This is a genomic window from Pseudescherichia vulneris, assembly GCF_902164725.1.
Classification (GTDB): domain Bacteria; phylum Pseudomonadota; class Gammaproteobacteria; order Enterobacterales; family Enterobacteriaceae; genus Pseudescherichia; species Pseudescherichia vulneris.
This window is the reverse complement of record NZ_LR607338.1, coordinates 2,316,846-2,334,756: the sequence shown is the minus strand read 5'-3', so window position 1 is coordinate 2,334,756 and position 17,911 is coordinate 2,316,846. Positions and strand designations below refer to the sequence as shown.

Annotated in this window: 17 protein-coding genes; all 17 read left to right on the top strand. The window is 58.1% G+C overall.

Annotated elements, in window-relative coordinates; all coding sequences use genetic code 11:
- Positions 1-461 precede the first annotated feature (461 nt).
- Entirely contained in the window at positions 462-815 is a 354-nt protein-coding gene (gene flhD / locus FN633_RS09975) for a flagellar transcriptional regulator FlhD (protein WP_208674027.1), read from the top strand.
- Positions 816-817: 2 nt separating this feature from the next.
- Positions 818-1,396: a flagellar transcriptional regulator FlhC gene (flhC, locus tag FN633_RS09970; protein WP_042391394.1), complete on the top strand. Its 579-nt coding sequence runs from the start codon at positions 818-820 to the stop codon at positions 1,394-1,396.
- A 126-nt stretch (positions 1,397-1,522) separates the two neighbouring features.
- Positions 1,523-2,410 (top strand): flagellar motor stator protein MotA, encoded by an 888-nt coding sequence (gene motA, locus FN633_RS09965; RefSeq protein WP_042391392.1) that lies wholly within the window; start codon positions 1,523-1,525, stop codon positions 2,408-2,410.
- Positions 2,407-3,336 carry a flagellar motor protein MotB gene (gene motB / locus FN633_RS09960; RefSeq protein ID WP_154057595.1) on the top strand — a complete coding sequence of 310 codons (930 nt, stop codon included), beginning with the start codon at positions 2,407-2,409 and terminating at the stop codon, positions 3,334-3,336. The genes motA and motB overlap by 4 nt, the downstream gene beginning before the upstream one ends.
- A 4-nt stretch (positions 3,337-3,340) precedes the next feature.
- Positions 3,341-5,374, top strand: coding sequence for a chemotaxis protein CheA (cheA, locus tag FN633_RS09955; RefSeq protein WP_154057594.1), 2,034 nt, complete (start codon positions 3,341-3,343; stop codon positions 5,372-5,374).
- A gap of 21 nt (positions 5,375-5,395) precedes the next feature.
- A complete protein-coding gene (gene cheW, locus FN633_RS09950) occupies positions 5,396-5,899 on the top strand; it encodes a chemotaxis protein CheW (protein ID WP_154057593.1) in 504 nt (167 codons plus the stop codon).
- Between the two features lie 320 nt (positions 5,900-6,219).
- Entirely contained in the window at positions 6,220-6,786 is a 567-nt protein-coding gene (locus FN633_RS09945) for a Csu type fimbrial protein (protein WP_042391388.1), read from the top strand.
- 55 nt (positions 6,787-6,841) lie between these two features.
- Positions 6,842-7,351: a Csu type fimbrial protein gene (locus FN633_RS09940; RefSeq protein WP_154058898.1), complete on the top strand. Its 510-nt coding sequence runs from the start codon at positions 6,842-6,844 to the stop codon at positions 7,349-7,351.
- A gap of 21 nt (positions 7,352-7,372) precedes the next feature.
- Positions 7,373-8,134 (top strand): fimbrial biogenesis chaperone, encoded by a 762-nt coding sequence (locus FN633_RS09935; protein ID WP_154057592.1) that lies wholly within the window; start codon positions 7,373-7,375, stop codon positions 8,132-8,134.
- Positions 8,110-10,494 carry a fimbria/pilus outer membrane usher protein gene (locus FN633_RS09930; RefSeq protein ID WP_154057591.1) on the top strand — a complete coding sequence of 795 codons (2,385 nt, stop codon included), beginning with the start codon at positions 8,110-8,112 and terminating at the stop codon, positions 10,492-10,494. Before FN633_RS09935 ends, FN633_RS09930 begins: the two co-directional genes overlap by 25 nt.
- Positions 10,494-11,462: a Csu type fimbrial protein gene (locus tag FN633_RS09925; RefSeq protein ID WP_154057590.1), complete on the top strand. Its 969-nt coding sequence runs from the start codon at positions 10,494-10,496 to the stop codon at positions 11,460-11,462. The genes FN633_RS09930 and FN633_RS09925 overlap by 1 nt, the downstream gene beginning before the upstream one ends.
- 98 nt (positions 11,463-11,560) lie before the next feature.
- Positions 11,561-13,222, top strand: coding sequence for a methyl-accepting chemotaxis protein II (gene tar / locus FN633_RS09920; RefSeq protein WP_154057589.1), 1,662 nt, complete (start codon positions 11,561-11,563; stop codon positions 13,220-13,222).
- A gap of 42 nt (positions 13,223-13,264) precedes the next feature.
- Entirely contained in the window at positions 13,265-14,863 is a 1,599-nt protein-coding gene (gene tap / locus FN633_RS09915) for a methyl-accepting chemotaxis protein IV (RefSeq protein WP_154057588.1), read from the top strand.
- Positions 14,864-14,882: 19 nt separating this feature from the next.
- Complete coding sequence (gene cheR, locus FN633_RS09910; protein ID WP_042391380.1) at positions 14,883-15,749, top strand: protein-glutamate O-methyltransferase CheR; 867 nt, start codon at positions 14,883-14,885, stop codon at positions 15,747-15,749.
- Positions 15,746-16,795, top strand: a complete 1,050-nt coding sequence (locus FN633_RS09905) for a protein-glutamate methylesterase/protein-glutamine glutaminase (protein WP_042391379.1) — start codon at positions 15,746-15,748, stop codon at positions 16,793-16,795. Before cheR ends, FN633_RS09905 begins: the two co-directional genes overlap by 4 nt.
- A 16-nt stretch (positions 16,796-16,811) precedes the next feature.
- A complete protein-coding gene (cheY, locus tag FN633_RS09900; protein ID WP_042391378.1) occupies positions 16,812-17,201 on the top strand; it encodes a chemotaxis response regulator CheY in 390 nt (129 codons plus the stop codon).
- Positions 17,202-17,214: 13 nt separating this feature from the next.
- Complete coding sequence (gene cheZ, locus FN633_RS09895; protein ID WP_042391464.1) at positions 17,215-17,859, top strand: protein phosphatase CheZ; 645 nt, start codon at positions 17,215-17,217, stop codon at positions 17,857-17,859.
- The last annotated feature ends 52 nt before the right edge of the window (positions 17,860-17,911 follow it).

Genomic DNA, 17,911 nt, shown 5'->3' with positions numbered 1-17,911 from the left:
ATATGCCTCTTAAGGTTCTCATAAAGTCCGAGGTCTGATGACTGGTCACCAGGTAACACATAAAATTGAATGACTATTCGCCGAAAAGGAATAGAAAAGGCGCTTCATTGTATAAAAATCAAACAATCACTAAGTCAAAAGTATGGATTTCTTTAAAATATTCACGTAAATTATGTGACGTAGATCACATTATTTTCAAAATATTCACAGCTGCCAATTGTATGTCCTACGGGTCGCGAGTACAGTTGCGTCGCTTTAGGAAAAATCTTAGTAAATTGTAAGAATTGATTGAAAGCGTAACGGAGAGAGGTGGCAGACAATGCGATCGCCGTCACGTTAAACAACTAAGTTCAAACGATGCATTTCGCCTTATCTTTTTTAATACCGGGTTTTTTCCCGGCGACATCACGGGGTGCGGCTTGACCGCATAAGACACTAGTTGGTTATTCTGGATGGGAAAAATGCATACATCCGAGTTGCTGAAACATATTTATGACATCAACCTGTCATATTTACTGCTCGCACAGCGTTTGATTAGTCAAGATAAAGCCTCCGCTATGTTCCGTCTGGGCATGAGTGAGGAGATGGCGTCTACCATGGGTGAATTATCACTCCCACAGATGGTGAAATTAGCTGAAACCAATCAGCTAATCTGCCAGTTCCGTTTTGACAGTCATCAGACCATTACTCGCCTGACTCAGGAGTCTCGCGTAGACGACTTGCAGCAGGTCCATACCGGTATTTTGCTCTCGACGCGTTTGCTTAATGAAAGCAACCAGGGTACTGACACATCGTCCCGGAAGAAAAGGGCTTAATAATGACTGAAAAGAGCATTGTCCAGGAAGCGCGTGATATTCAACTCGCGATGGAACTGATTACGCTGGGCGCGCGTTTGCAAATGCTGGAAAGCGAAACGCAGCTCAGCCGTGGCCGCCTCATCAAACTCTACAAAGAACTTCGTGGTAGCCCGCCGCCGAAAGGGATGCTCCCTTTTTCAACCGACTGGTTTATGACGTGGGAACAGAATATTCATGCCTCAATGTTCTGCAACGCCTGGCAATTTTTGCTCAAGACAGGCCTGTGCAGCGGCGTTGATGCGGTGATTAAAGCCTATCGCCTCTATCTGGAACAGTGCCCGCAGCCGGAAGAGGGGCCGCTGTTAGCCCTGACGCGTGCATGGACATTAGTCCGTTTTGTTGAGAGCGGTATGCTGCAACTTTCAAGCTGCAACTGCTGTAACGGTAATTTTATTACCCATGCTCACCAGCCCGTAGGGAGTTTTGCCTGCAGTTTATGCCAGCCGCCGTCCAGGGCCGTAAAAAGACGTAAACTTTCCCCGGAAGCTGCCGATATTATTCCACAACTGCTGGATGAACAGATCAAACAGGCTGTTTAACGTAACGGCGTGGGTAACACTCCAGCAGCGGTAAGCAATTACCGCTGCTTTTTTTTGCCTCCCCGTTGGGTTAGACCCTAAGAAACTGTTTTTCCTTGCCTTAGTCAACAGCGGAAGGATGATGTCGTGCTGATCTTATTAGGTTACCTTGTTGTTCTCGGTACAGTCTTTGGCGGTTACATGATGACCGGCGGACACCTTGGGGCACTTTATCAACCGGCTGAGCTGATTATTATCGGCGGCGCGGGCGTGGGTGCGTTTATTGTGGGCAACAACGGCAAAGCCATCAAAGGAACGCTTAAGGCGCTTCCCTTGCTGTTTCGTCGTTCCAAATATACAAAAGCTGTCTACATGGATCTTCTGGCGTTGCTCTATCGCCTGATGGCCAAGTCGCGTCAGCAGGGGATGTTCTCCCTCGAGCGTGACATTGAGAATCCAAAAGAGAGCGAAATTTTTGCCAACTATCCGCGGATCCTTGCCGATCCGGTGATGCTGGAATTTATCGTCGACTATCTGCGCCTGATCATCAGCGGCAATATGAACACCTTCGAAATCGAAGCGCTGATGGACGAAGAGATCGAGACCCACGAGAGCGAAGCCGAAGTGCCAGCAAACAGCCTGGCCATGGTCGGCGACTCGCTGCCTGCGTTCGGTATCGTGGCGGCGGTTATGGGGGTGGTTCACGCCCTGGCCTCGGCAGATCGCCCGGCGGCCGAGCTGGGGGCGCTGATCGCCCATGCGATGGTAGGGACCTTCCTCGGTATTCTGCTGGCCTACGGTTTTATTTCGCCGCTGGCAACCGTGCTGCGCCAGAAGAGCGCGGAGACCACCAAGATGATGCAGTGCGTCAAGATCACGCTGCTCTCCAACCTGAATGGCTATGCGCCACCGATTGCCGTTGAATTTGGCCGCAAAACGCTCTACTCCAGCGAGCGACCGTCCTTTATCGAACTGGATGAGCACGTCCGCGCGGTCCGTAACCCAAACCAGCAGACCACGACTGAGGACGCATGAAAAACCAGGCCCATCCTATTGTCGTTGTAAAACGGCGCAAGCATAAGGGGCACGGAGGCGGCTCGCACGGATCCTGGAAGATCGCCTACGCCGATTTTATGACGGCAATGATGGCATTCTTCCTGGTGATGTGGCTGATCTCTATCTCCAGTCCGAAAGAGCTGATCCAGATTGCGGAGTACTTCCGCACCCCGCTGGCGACCTCCATTGCCGGTGGCCCGCGGATCTCCAACAGCGATAGCCCCATCCCTGGCGGCGGTGATGACGTCACCCAGCAGAAAGGGGAGGTGCAGCGCCAGCCTAACGTCGAAGATCTGCGCCAGAAGATGGAGCAGTCTCGTCTGAGCAAGCTGCGCGGCGATCTCGATCAGCTGATCGAGGCCGATCCGAAGCTGCGTGCGCTGCGTCCGCACCTGAAGATTGACCTGGTGCAGGAGGGGCTGCGTATTCAGATTATCGATAGCCAAAACCGGCCGATGTTTAAAACCGGCAGCGCCGAGGTGGAGCCGTACATGCGCGATATTCTGCGCGCGATTGCGCCGGTGCTAAACAACATTCCGAACCGTATCAGCCTCTCCGGCCACACCGATGACTTCCCGTATGCCAACGGCGAACGCGGCTACAGCAACTGGGAGCTTTCTGCCGACCGTGCTAACGCCTCGCGGCGCGAGCTGGTTGTAGGCGGGCTGGACGACGGGAAAGTGCTGCGCGTGGTCGGCATGGCCGCCACCATGCGCCTGAGCGACAAAGGATCCGATGACGCCGTTAACCGTCGTATCAGTCTTTTAGTACTCAATAGACAAGCAGAACAGGCAATTCTGCACGAAAACGCCGAAAGCCAAAACGAGCCGGTAAGTGTATTACAACAGCCGGGGGCACAGCCTCAGGCGACCGTTCCCACATCGCCACAACCCGATCCGAGGTGATAGCGTGAGCATGGATATTAGCGATTTTTATCAGACGTTTTTTGATGAAGCTGACGAGTTGTTGGCTGACATGGAGCAACACCTGCTGGACCTGGTGCCGGAAGCGCCCGATTCAGAGCAGCTCAATGCCATCTTTCGTGCGGCCCACTCCATAAAGGGGGGAGCAGGCACGTTTGGCTTTACCATTTTGCAGGAGACCACGCACCTGATGGAAAACCTGCTGGATGAGGCCCGGCGCGGAGAGATGCAGCTCAATACCGACATTATTAACCTGTTTTTGGAAACCAAAGATATTATGCAGGAACAGCTCGACGCCTATAAAAGCTCGCAAGAGCCAGATGCTGCCAGCTTTGAGTATATCTGCAATGCGCTGCGCCAGCTGGCACTGGAAGCGAAAGGCGAAGTGCCTTCCGCTGCGGCAGGTGGCGCTAAGCTGACCGTTGTCGATAATGCCCAGGCCGTTGCTGATACCGCGTCCGCCGCCGCGCCTGCGGCTGCTAACGATGGCAAACTGCGTATTGTCCTGTCGCGTCTGAAAGAGGGCGAAGTCAACCTGCTGGAAGACGAGCTGAAAAACCTGGCTACCCTCAGCGACGTCGTCAAAGGCGCGGATTCTCTGAGCGCGACGCTGGAAGGCGGCGTGAGTGAAGATGACCTGGTTGCCGTGCTGTGCTTCGTGATCGAGCCGGATCAGATTAGCTTTACCGATGCGCCAGCAGCGGCTGCCGTAACCGAGGCTGCACCTGCTGCCCCGACGCTGGTCGCCCAGCCGGTAGCGGTTGCCCAAAGCGCGCCGCGTGAGCAGCCTGCCGCCCGTCAGGAGCGCGCAGAGAAACCGGCCCGCGTCAGCGAATCTACCAGCATCCGCGTTGCCGTTGAAAAAGTGGACCAGCTGATCAACCTGGTCGGCGAACTGGTGATCACCCAGTCGATGCTGGCCCAGCGCTCTAACGAACTGGATCCAGTCAACCATGGCGATCTGATCACCAGCATGGGTCAGCTGCAGCGTAACGCCCGCGATCTGCAAGAGTCGGTGATGTCCATCCGTATGATGCCGATGGAGTACGTCTTTAGCCGCTTCCCGCGCCTGGTGCGCGACCTGGCGAGCAAGCTCAACAAGCAGATCGAACTGACGCTGCTGGGCAGCTCGACCGAACTGGATAAGAGCCTGATCGAGCGCATTATCGATCCGTTAACGCACCTGGTGCGTAACAGCCTCGACCACGGCATTGAGCTGCCGGATAACCGTGTTGCCGCCGGAAAATCTCCGGTCGGTAACCTGACCCTTTCCGCCGAGCATCAGGGCGGCAATATCTGTATCGAAGTGATCGACGACGGCGCAGGCCTCAACCGCGAGCGCATTCTGGCGAAAGCGGTATCGCAGGGTATGGCGGTGCATGAAAACATGACCGACGAAGAGGTCGGCATGCTGATCTTCGCCCCAGGCTTCTCCACCGCAGAGCAGGTGACCGACGTCTCCGGCCGCGGTGTGGGCATGGACGTGGTGAAACGTAACATCCAGGAGATGGGTGGCCACGTTGAGATCCAGTCGAAGCAGGGCGCAGGGACTACCATCCGCATTCTGCTGCCGCTGACGCTGGCGATCCTCGACGGCATGTCGGTGAAGGTGAGCGACGAGGTCTTTATCCTGCCGCTGAACGCGGTGATGGAGTCCCTGCAGCCGCGTGAAGAGGATCTGCATCCGCTGGCGGGCGGCGAGCGCGTGCTGGAAGTGCGTGGCGAATATCTGCCGCTGGTCGAGCTGTGGAAAGTCTTTGACGTCGACGGCGCAAAAACAGAGGCGACGAAAGGCATTGTGGTGATCCTGCAAAGCGCAGGCCGCCGCTACGCGCTGCTGGTGGATCAGCTTATTGGCCAACATCAGGTTGTCGTGAAGAACCTTGAGAGCAACTACCGTAAGGTGCCGGGCATCTCCGCTGCAACTATCCTCGGCGATGGCAGCGTGGCGCTGATCGTCGATGTGTCGGCGTTACAGGGATTAAACCGTGAGCAACGTGTGGCGTACACAGCCGCCTGATTTAGTTAAAAAGGTAAATATATGACCGGTATGAGTAATGTAACGAAACTGGCTGGTGAGCCATCGGGTCAGGAATTTCTGGTATTCACTTTAGGCGATGAAGAGTACGGCATCGATATCCTGAAAGTGCAGGAGATCCGCGGTTACGATCAGGTAACCCGTATTGCCAACACCCCGGACTTTATCAAAGGGGTAACTAACCTGCGCGGTGTGATTGTGCCCATCGTCGATCTGCGGGTTAAATTCAGCCAGCAGGACGTGGAGTATAACGATAACACCGTGGTGATCGTGCTCAATCTGGGTCAGCGCGTGGTCGGAATTGTAGTGGACGGCGTCTCTGACGTGCTGTCGCTGGCCTCCGATCAGATCCGCCCTGCGCCGGAGTTTGCCGTTACCCTGTCAACGGAATATCTCACCGGCCTCGGCGCGCTGGGTGACCGCATGCTGATCCTGGTCAACATCGAGAAGCTGCTGAACAGCGACGAGATGGCCCTGTTGGACAGCGCAGCAGCGCACGTTGCCTAATGCCCCTCAACGCTCCCGGCCCCGGGAGCGTTTTTTTAACCCCGTTTCATGCCGCTTTTTCATTACTCATTAATAAGTTTTAAGTTTTGCTAAAACCGCGAATGCAACACTAGACAATATATTGTGAAGCAGATCACGCGATAATGAATATATCATTCCCGTTGCACTTTGTTACGAGCTGTTAACAAAGTTAATTCTTTGAAAGATAATGCAATTTTGTGTCAATACGCCGATGGTTTGAGCAGGTCTTTACAGGGTGGTTCTTTGCAACCCCGTAAGCTAAATTTCTGTTAATCCTGCTTTTTCACTGAGGCGACAACATGAACAGAAAAATCCTCCTCGTTTTAGCAAGCGGTGCGCTGGCTCTGGCCGGAAACGCCCATGCGGTAACCAGCAGTGGGACCATCAACGCAACGCTGACCTTAACCAACGGCTGCCTGATCAACGGCTCGCCGAACCAGAGCGGCATTAACTTCGGCTCTCTGGACTTCGGTACCCATCCCGCTACCTTCTCCGAGCTTACCACGCAGCTCACCGGGGCTAACGGCGGCAACAGCTTTGCTATTCAGTGCACCACCGACACCTATACCGTGCAGATCACCGGCACCACCAATACCGTTGCGCCTGCCACGGTGGTGGGCACGCCAGGCACGCCGGCGCGCTATTTGGTTAACACCGCTAATGCAACTCAGGGCGTAGCCTACAGCCTCTACAGCGACAGCGGCTTCAGTAACGTCATCGCCAATAACGCTCCGCTGCCGGTGGCCTCGACGGCCGGCGGCGTGAATAACTATACCCTCTTTGGCCGCATCCAGGGGGGGGGCAACAGCGTGACCGTCGTGCCCGGCACCTACTCCGATACGATAAACGTGAGCGTGATCTACTGACGCCAACGCCATGAAGCCTGAGGGAGTCGACACGCTCCCGGCACCTGGCCGAAGCATGCTGCGCATCGTCTTCGGTTTGGGGCTGCTGGGGTTGGCAGGAAGCGCCACCGCGCTGACGGTTAACACCCAGTCATTTCAGGTTGGAGCAACCATTGCAGCAGGATGTTCGGTAGTCAGCGGCAGTGGCGGTCTGCTCGGCTCTCTGGACTTCGGGAGTCGCAGCGGCGTGGCGAGCGGTCAGGTCACGACCAGCTTTGTACCCAACAGCGCGCTCTCTCTCGCCTGCACCCCTGGGGTGGCGTTAAGTATGAGCATCAACGGCGGTCTGAACTACGGAACCGTGCGCAACATGCAGCGCAGCGGGGGCACGGATCGCGTGCCATACCGGCTCTATCGCAGCAGCACGCTGGCGGCTAACACGGAAATTGGCGTTAACCAGGCGTTCTCGATCACCTACAGCGATAGCAACAATATCGCGCTGACACTGTTTGGCGCGGCGCAGCTCACGGGGTTCAGCCCCGCAGGAAATTATACCGATCAACTGACCGTAACGTTGTCCTGGTAAGGTCATACAGGGAGAAGGATCATGAAAACCATTATGGGCCGGAGCCTAATAGCAGGTGCCCTGCTGGCGCTAACGGGTATGGCGCAGCAGGCACAGGCCGCAGCCACCATTCTACTCTGGCCAATCGATCCCTGGCTGGCCGCCGATGCGAAAGCGACCGAGCTGTGGATCCAGAATCAGGGGAATACGCCGACAACGATGCAGGTGCGCATCATGCGCTGGACCCAGGAAGGTGGCCATGAACGCTATCAGGCCCAGCAGGACGTGGTCGCCAGCCCGCCGATTGTGCGAATCGATAAAGGCGGCAAGCAGCTGATTCGCCTGATCAAGCAAAGCCAGGTTCCCGCCGGTATTGAGCAAGGCTACCGGATCATTGTGGATGAAATTCCCCAGCCCGCGAGCGGCGACACGCCGCAGATCGGCCTGAAAATTCAGATGCGCTACTCCATTCCGCTGTTTGTCTATGGCCAGGGCGTGGAGACCATCACCGAGGGGGCAAACCATGCCTTGGTTAACGCCCGGGATCTGAGCTGGCGGGTGATACGCGAAGGCGGGAAACCCGCTCTGGAGGTACGCAACCGCAGCGATGTACACGTGCGCCTGAGCCAGGTTAGCATTCAGCAGGGTAGCCAGCGGCGCGAGCTGGCCGACGGCCTGCTGGGATACGTGCTGCCGGGCGGGGCGCGCAGTTGGCCGCTTCCCTCTGGACTTAGCAATCCGACGACCATGACGGCGACGATTAATGCCAGGGATACCAAATGGCAGTCGTCTCCCGCAAACTGATCCTACCGCTGATGATGCTGCTGGGGGGAGTGACGGATGCGCTGGCAGAGGAGGGGGATGATGCCTTGCCGCCGCCGCCGGATGCGCAGGCCATTAACGCTCAGGCGGTCTTCCACCTTTCGCTGGTAGTTAACTATTACGATACCGAACTCGTGGTGCCCGTTACGCGGCGTCAGGGGAACTATATCGTTGCCAACAGCGACCTGCAGCGGGCCGGGATCCCCACCGAGCACCTGCCACCTGGAGACGTTGACCTCTCGACGCTGACCGACGTTCGCACTGAATATGACAGCAATCGCCAGCGGCTGCTGCTGTTTGTGCCTCGGGAGTGGGTCGGGGATCGCGCTACCTCCTTTAGCGGCGAAACCGCGCGGACCAAACCGCACTACGGGCGGGGAGCGCTGCTCAACTATGATATCTATACCAGCAGCACCGAGCACGCCGGTAGCCAGGCCTCCCTGTGGCATGAGTTTCGCTACTTCGACAGCAACGCGGTGTTCTCCTCCACCGGCACGCTGCGGGAATATCTCTCCGGCACCGCCGGACAAAACGAGGGCTATACCCGCTACGACACCACGCTGCTATTTACCAATGAGGATGATGCCACCGAGTGGCAGCTGGGAGACGTTATCTCCGACTCGTTGAACTGGAGCAGTAGCGTGCGCATGGGCGGGATCCGCTACGGCCGCGATTTCTCGCTGCGCCCGGATCTGGTCACCTGGCCGCTACCGGCGTTTACCGGCGAAGCGGCGGTGCCGACGGCGGTAGACGTCTTTATCAACGGCTACCGGGCCGGATCCACCCAGCTTCAGCCTGGCCCCTTTACTCTGACCAATCTGCCCTATATTAACGGGGCGGGGGATGCGGTGCTGGTTACCACCGACGCGCTGGGGCGTCAGGTCAGCACCACGCTACCGTTCTACGTCTCCAGCGACGTGCTGAAGAGCGGCATTACCGATGGGGCCGTCACCCTCGGCAGCCTGCGGCGTAACTACGGCATTGACGACTTCAACTATGGTCCGGCGGCGGGCAGCGGCTCTCTGCGTTATGGGGTAACGGATTACTTCACCTTTGAAGGCCATGGTGAAGCCGCAGAGGAGCTGACCCTCGGCGGCGCGGGCGGGGTGGTGAAGCTGGGCCAGTACGGTGTGGTGAACGCCTCGTGGACAGAGAGCCGGATGCGCGGCAGCAGCGGCAGCCAGTTCAACTGGGGCTATCAGTACAGCACCAGCGTCTTCAGCATCGCTACCCAGCATACTCGCCGCGAGCGCGGCTTTGGCAACCTGGCCCTCTACGATCAGACCATCGTTTACGATGACGATCGCCAGCCGCTGGCAACCCTGAGCCGTAATACCGATCAATATTCGCTGACCTTTAACATGGGCGACTATGGCAACGTCGGCGCGGCCTGGATTGGCGTTCGCAGCTTCGATAACCAGAAGACTGAGCTGCTGAACCTCTCCTGGAGCCGTAACCTGTGGGGCAGCAGCAGCCTCTACCTGGCGGCCAGCCACGATAAACAGCGGGACGACTGGACCTTTGCGATGTCGCTGCAAATCCCCATCGGTGAGCGGGACAGCGCGGCCATCAGCATAGAGAAAACCCCGGATGCGGGCACCAGCCAGCGCATCAACTATAACCACGCGATGCCTACCGACGGCGGCTTCGGCTGGAATATGGCCTTTGCCCGCCAGCCGCAGTCGGACAACTATCAGCAGGCGACGCTCAACTGGCGCAACAACAGCGTGGAATTACAGGGGGGCGGCTACGGTGAGTCGGGCATGATGACCTGGTGGGGCGAGGCGCTGGGTTCGCTGGTGCTGATGGACGGCCAGCTTTTTGCGGCTAACAAGATCAACGACGCCTTTGTGGTGGTTAGCACCGGCGGCAATGCCAACGTGCCGGTAAGCTATGAGAACCAGCCTGTGGGTAAGACCAACGATAAAGGCTATCTGCTGGTGAGCGGCGTCTCGGCGTACTATCCCGCCAGCTACAGTATCAATACCCTCAATCTGCCCGCCGATACGCGCCTGAAAGAGACCGAGCGGCGGATCGCCCTGCGCCGTCAGAGCGGCTACCTGGTGGAGTTCCCGATGGAGCAGGAGCGGGTCGCCAGCGTGATCCTGCACGATGCCCAGGGACAGGCCCTGCCGGTGGGTAGCCAGGTCTACCGGGAAGGCCGCTCCCCGACGCCGGTGGGCTATGACGGCATCGCCTTTTTGGAAAACCTCAGCGACATAAACGCCCTGCGGGTGAGCACGCCTGATAATCGCACCTGCTATGCCCGCCTGACAATCGGCGCAAATCCCGATCATAAATTACAGACCTACGGGCCGCTTACCTGTGAGGAGAGACGCTGATGCGCCGCGCTATTGTGCTTTTTCTGCTGCTGATGGGATGCAGCCCGCTGGCGTGGTCAGCCTGTACGGTGACGCCCACCAACGGCGTTTTTGGTACCGTCACCTCGTTTGCGCTCAACAGCACCGAGCAGGAGATCAGCGGCAGCCTGACGGTTCAGTGCGATGCGGTGCTGCTGAATCTGCTCACGGGCAATACCATCACCATGCAGCTGAGCAGCGCCAGCGCCGCGGTCAGTAACCGGGCGATCCTGCGCCGGGTGGATAACCCCGCCAGCACCGATACCATCCCGGTGCGGCTGTGCGGGGCCGCGGGGTGCAATAACAACAGCGAGGCGCTAATAGGCGGCAGCTACACCTGGAGCGGAAACGCGCTGCTCGATCTGCTGAATACCCGGCGTATTGTCCTGCCGATCTATTTCCGCACTCTCTCCGGGCAGACCGTGGCGGCGGGCCAGTACCAGGCCACTTTTAACCTCAACGTCACCTATAACATCTGCTCGCTGGGCCTGCTTGGCGGCTGCACCTCGTGGCAGACCGGTACCGTACCCGTTGCCGTCACGGCGACCATCAGCATAACCAACGACTGCATCACTATCACCGCGCCAAACGTCAACTTCGGCAGCGCGCCGCTGGTTAAGAACTTCCCGGCGGTGGCGCAGGGGGTTGCGGTGACCTGCACGAAAGGCAGCGTCTATAGCGTGGGGATTAATAACGGCAGCAACGCCAGCGGCAACGTGCGCAATATGGCCTCGGGTAATAACCGCTTAAGCTACGAGATCTACAAAGGCAGCACCACCGCACGCTGGGGCAGCAGCGGCACCGAACGCTGGGCCAGCAGCGCCGCGTCCTTGCTCAGTGCCAACGGCCTGGTGCGTACCTATAACTATACGGCCCGGGTGCTCACTACCCAGACGACGCCGCCCGCCGGAACCTACAGCGATACGGTGGTGGTGGATATCGCCTTTTAATCAGTTAGGTGCGTAGCGGATTATTTCCCTTTCGCAAATGTAAAGTTCCCGCCCCACATGCCGATAACACCGTTAATAAGTCATCAATAAGGTGTTGCATGTTGAACCGTATCCGCGTTGTCACAATGCTCATGATGGTGCTGGTGGTTTTCGCACTTCTGCAGCTGGTATCGGGTGGTCTGTTGTTCTCGTCGCTGAAGCAGAATCAGCAGAGCTTTGCTGATGCTAACGATCTTCGTCAGCAGCAGACCGAGCTGACCAAAACCTGGGAGCTGATGCTGCAAACGCGCATCAACCTCAGCCGTTCGTCAGCGCGCATGATGATGGATCCGGCGAATCAACAGAGCAGCGCCAAAACCGATCTGCTGAAGAGCGCCCATGCCTCGCTTGCGGAGGCGGCAAAGCATTATGACGCCTACAAAGCGCTGCCGACCGTACCGGCCATGGCGCAGGTCAGCCAGCAGCTTGATGACAAGTATCGCAACTACAGCGCCGGGCTCACGGAGCTGATCCAGTTCCTGGAGAGCGGCAATATGGACGCCTTTTTCGCTCAGCCAACCCAGGGGATGCAGAATGCCATGGGTGATGCGCTAGGGCAGTACGCCCAGCTCAGCAGCGAGCTGTACCACAACGCCTTTACCCAGAGCAGCCACGACTACCGCTTCGCCCAGTGGCAGATGGCGATCCTCGCCCTGGCGCTGGTCATCGTGCTGGCCGCGGTGTGGTACGGCATTCGCCATATCCTGCTGAACCCGCTGGCTAATGTGATCCGCCATATTCGCGACATCGCTAGCGGGGATCTGACCCAGACCCTGGTGATTGAAGGGAAAAACGAAATTACCGAACTGGCGGACAGCGTTGAGCATATGCAGCGCTCGCTGATCGACACCGTGACCAACGTGCGCCGGGGATCGGATGCGATCCACAGCGGAACCAGCGAAATCGCCGCTGGCAACAACGATCTCTCTTCCCGTACCGAGCAGCAGGCCTCCGCGCTGGAGCAGACCGCTGCCAGCATGGAGCAGCTCACCGCCACCGTGAAGCAGAACGCCGATAACGCGCGTCAGGCTTCGCAGCTGGCGCTCAGCGCCTCCGAAACCGCCGGACGCGGGGGCAAGGTAGTGGATGGCGTGGTGAAAACCATGCATGACATCGCCGCCAGCTCGAAGAAAATTGCCGATATCACCAGCGTGATCGACGGCATCGCGTTCCAGACCAATATTCTGGCGCTTAACGCCGCCGTAGAGGCCGCCCGTGCGGGCGAGCAGGGGCGCGGCTTTGCCGTCGTCGCCGGTGAGGTGCGTAACCTTGCCAGCCGCAGCGCCAACGCAGCCAAAGAGATCAAGGCGTTAATTGAAGATTCCGTCTCGCGCGTGGATACCGGCTCGGTGCTGGTCGAGAGCGCCGGGGAGACCATGAACGATATCGTCAATGCGGTTACCCGGGTGACCGACATTATGGGCGAGATTGCCTCTGCCTCTGATGAGCAGAGCAAGGGCATCGACCAGGTGGCGCTGGCGGTATCGGAGATGGACAGCGTGACACAGCAGAACGCGTCGCTGGTAGAAGAGTCTGCGGCCGCAGCCGCAGCATTAGAAGAACAGGCCAGTCGACTCACGCAGGCGGTCTCTGCTTTCCGCCTTGCCGCCGTCCCTGAAAATCCGGCGCAGCACCGCTTGCAGGGGAGGGAGTTCGTTTCAGCCCCTGCGAGCAAACCTCAGCTCAGTACCGGACAGGATGATAACTGGGAAACTTTTTGATCGTATTGATATTGCGGCGTTAGCCGCCTGATGGGAGCGTAGATGTTTAATCGTATTCGTATCTCGACCACACTGTTTATCTTACTGATTGTTTGCGGTCTGTTGCTGGTGGGAAGCAACGGCCTCTCTTTTTGGGCCTTCCGCGATGGTTTCCAGCATCTGGAGCAGGTTGAAAAGAGCAACCACCAGCGCAACACGCTGGCCCAGATGCGTGCCGTGTTATTGCAGACCAGCACCTCGCTGAACAAGGCGGGCACGCTGACCGCCTTAAGCTATCCGCCGGATGATATTAAAGGGCTGATGAGTTCGGCTCGCAGCAACCTGCAACTCGCCACCGCCCAGCTCAAAGAGTTTGATGCTATTGAGGCGATCTCACCGGAAGGAGAGAAGCTCAAGGCGCAGGCGAAGACCACCTACGGTACCTGGATGAGTGATTTAGAGCATCAGGCGACCTGGCTTACGAATAACCAGCTCTCTGATTTTATGACCGCGCCGGTGCAGCAGTCCCAGGATGCTTTTGAGGCGACCTTTACCGCCTGGCAGCACTATATCGATCGCTTTGTCGTGACCGCAACGGCAGCCAGTGGCACTAACTACCACATGTCGGCGGCAACCTTTATTACCGTGTTGATTCTGGCCGCGGGGCTGATCTCCGCCGGGCTGTTCTGGTCACGCAGAATGATCGTGCAGCCGCTGGCGATTATCAGCAGCCACTTTGACAGCATCGCCGGGGGCGACCTGGCGCGGCCGATCTCGGTCTATGGCCGCAACGAAATCTCCGCCATTTTTGCCAGCCTGAAAAAGATGCAGACCGCGCTGCGTGGCACGGTGGCCAACGTGCGCGAAGGCAGCGTGTCGATGCACACCGGCATCTCAGAAATTGCGGCAGGCAATAACGATCTCTCGGCGCGTACCGAGCAGCAGGCGGCGTCGCTGGCCGAAACCGCCGCCAGCATGGAGCAGCTTACCGCGACGGTTTCCCAGAACGCGGACAACGCCCGTCAGGCGTCGGTGCTCTCTCACGGCGCGGCAGAAACCGCAAGAAAAGGTGGGGAGCAGACCTCGCGGGTGGCTGACACCATGCATGATATTGCCACCAGCTCGCAGAAAATTGGCGACATCATCAGCGTGATCGATGGCATTGCCTTCCAGACCAATATTCTGGCGCTGAACGCCGCCGTTGAGGCCGCGCGGGCGGGCGAGCAGGGGCGTGGTTTTGCCGTCGTGGCTGGAGAAGTACGCAACCTGGCCAGCCGCAGCGCCGAGGCGGCGAAAGAGATCAAAGGGTTAATCGAGGATTCCGTTGCCCGCGTGCAGCAGGGTTCTGCCCTGGTAGATACGGCGGCGCAGACCATGACCGACATTGTCCGCTCTGTCACTCAGGTGAATGACATCATGGGCGAAATTGCTTCCGCCTCCGATGAGCAGCGCCGGGGTATCGAGCAGGTCGCGCTGGCGGTCAGCCAGATGGATCAGGTTACGCAGCAGAACGCCTCTCTGGTAGAGGAGGCCGCTGCGGCAACCGAACAGTTAGCGCACCAGGCGGATCGTCTTACGTCCCAGGTCGCGGTATTTAAGTTAGATGAACAAATCGGTCAACCCGACGTGGCACCCCCCAGGGCTGTGCCAGCATTATCCTGAAAGTAATTGAGAAGGCGCTATGACATCACCACTGCCCAACGGGCAAACGTCATTAACTATGCAGTTCCCTCAGCGCCTTGCGCTGTCCGACGCGCATTTTCGTCGGATATGTCAATTGATTTACCAGCGTGCGGGGATCGTGCTGGCTGACCATAAGCGAGACATGGTCTACAACCGACTGGTTCGCCGCCTGCGTACGCTGGGGCTGGATGATTTTGGCCGCTACCTGAGCATGCTGGAAGCGAACCAGAGCAGCGCCGAGTGGCAGGCATTTATCAACTCGCTGACCACTAACCTGACCGCCTTCTTCCGTGAAGCCCACCACTTCCCGGTGCTGGCCGATCATGCCCGCAAGCACAGCGGTGAGTACCGCGTCTGGAGCGCCGCCGCGTCGACTGGCGAAGAGCCCTACTCGCTCGCCATTACCCTGGCGGATGCGCTGGGCATGGTGCAGGGGCGCTGGAAAGTCATTGCCAGCGATATCGACACCGAGGTGCTGGAGAAAGCCCGCAGCGGCATCTACCGCCTGGAGGAGCTGAAAACGCTCTCTCCCCAGCAGCTGCAGCGCTACTTTATGCGCGGCACCGGGCCCCATGCCGGGCTGGTGCGGGTGCGCCAGGAGCTGGCGAACTTCGTCGACTTCCAGCCGCTCAACCTGCTGGATAAGCAGTACAACGTGCCGGGCCCGTTTGACGCTATTTTTTGTCGTAACGTGATGATCTATTTTGATAAAACGACGCAGCAGGACATTTTGCGCCGCTTTGCCCCAATGCTTAAGCCTGACGGACTGATGTTCGCCGGGCATTCGGAGAATTTCAGCAACCTTGTGCGCGAGTTTACCCTGCGTGGGCAGACGGTTTATGCGCTGAGTAAGGATAAAGCATGAGTAAAATCAGGGTTCTGTCTGTGGATGACTCCGCGCTGATGCGCCAGATCATGACGGAGATTATCAACAGCCACAGTGATATGGAGATGGTGGCTACCGCGCCGGATCCGCTGGTCGCGCGGGATTTGATCAAGAAATACAATCCGGATGTTCTGACCCTGGACGTTGAAATGCCGCGCATGGACGGCCTCGACTTTCTTGAGAAGCTAATGCGCCTGCGGCCAATGCCGGTGGTGATGGTCTCCTCCCTGACCGGGAAAGGCTCTGAAGTGACCCTGCGTGCGCTGGAGCTGGGGGCAATTGACTTTGTCACCAAGCCGCAGCTGGGGATCCGTGAGGGCATGCTCGCCTATAGCGAGATGATTGCCGAGAAGGTGCGGACGGCCTCGCGGGCCAAGCTGGCCGCGCACAATCCGGTCTCCGCCCCGGTAACCCTGAAAGCCGGGCCGCTGTTAAGTTCGGAAAAGCTGCTGGCGATCGGGGCTTCAACCGGCGGAACAGAGGCAATTCGCCATGTACTCCAGCCATTGCCGCTCTCCAGTCCCGGTATTCTTATTACCCAGCACATGCCGCCGGGCTTTACCCGCTCGTTCGCCGAGCGTCTGAACAAGCTCTGTCAGATCAGCGTAAAAGAGGCGGAGGACGGCGAGCGCGTGCTGCCGGGTCATGCCTATATTGCCCCTGGCGATAAGCACATGGAGCTGGCGCGCAGCGGTGCAAACTATCAGATCAAAATTCACGACGGACCGCCGGTTAACCGGCATCGTCCGGCGGTAGACGTGCTGTTTCATTCGGTCGCGAAGCACGCGGGGCGCAACGCCGTGGGGGTGATCCTCACCGGCATGGGCAACGACGGCGCGGCCGGTATGTTAGCAATGCACCAGGCGGGCGCCTGGACGATTGCGCAAAATGAAGCAAGTTGTGTGGTGTTCGGCATGCCGCGCGAAGCTATCAATATGGGTGGCGTAAGCGAAGTGGTCGATCTTAGCCAGGTAAGCCAGCAGATGCTGGCAAAAATCAGTGCCGGACAGGCAATACGTATTTAACGAGGAGTGTAGTTTTATGGCGGACAAAGAGCTCAAGTTTCTGGTTGTGGATGACTTTTCCACCATGCGTCGCATCGTGCGCAACCTGCTGAAAGAGCTGGGTTTCAACAACGTAGAAGAGGCAGAGGACGGCGTTGATGCGCTGAACAAGCTCCAGGCGGGCGGGTTTGGCTTCGTTATCTCCGACTGGAACATGCCCAACATGGACGGCCTGGAGCTGCTGAAAACCATTCGCGGCAACAGCGCCATGGCTTCCCTGCCGGTGCTGATGGTAACCGCAGAGGCGAAGAAAGAGAACATCATTGCGGCCGCGCAGGCGGGTGCAAGTGGTTACGTGGTGAAGCCGTTTACGGCCGCAACCCTGGAAGAAAAACTCGGCAAGATCTTCGAGAAACTCGGCATGTGAGGACCGGATGATGATGATGCAATCGCAAATGAAACCTACGGATGAGCAATCGCCCGGGGACATTATCGCCCGCATCGGCAGCCTGACGCGCATGCTGCGCGACAGCCTGCGTGAGCTTGGCCTTGACCAGGCCATTGCTGAAGCGGCAGAAGCGATCCCTGATGCCCGCGATCGTCTGGACTATGTTGTGCAGATGACAGCCCAGGCCGCCGAGCGTGCGTTAAATAGCGTAGAAGCCTCGCAGCCGCATCAGGACGCAATGGAGAGCGGCGCGAAGTCGCTGACCAAACGTTGGGACGCATGGTTTGAGAACCCGATCGAGCTGACCGACGCCAAAGAGCTGGTCAAAGACACCCGTCAGTATCTTGGCGACGTGCCGGGCCACACCAGCTTCACCAATGCCCAGCTGCTGGACATCATGATGGCGCAGGATTTCCAGGATCTGACCGGTCAGGTGATCAAGCGCATGATGGATGTGATCCAGGAGATTGAGCGTCAGCTGCTGATGGTGCTGCTGGATAACATGCCAGAGCCGTCCGCGCGGCCAAAGCGCGAGAACGAAAGCCTGCTCAACGGGCCGCAGCTCGACACCACCAAAGCAGGCGTCGTGGCCAGCCAGGATCAGGTCGACGACCTGCTGGACAGCCTCGGCTTCTGATCAAAATCCCGCCTCTGCTGGTAAAGAGAGGCGGGAATTTCCGCTTAGCAGA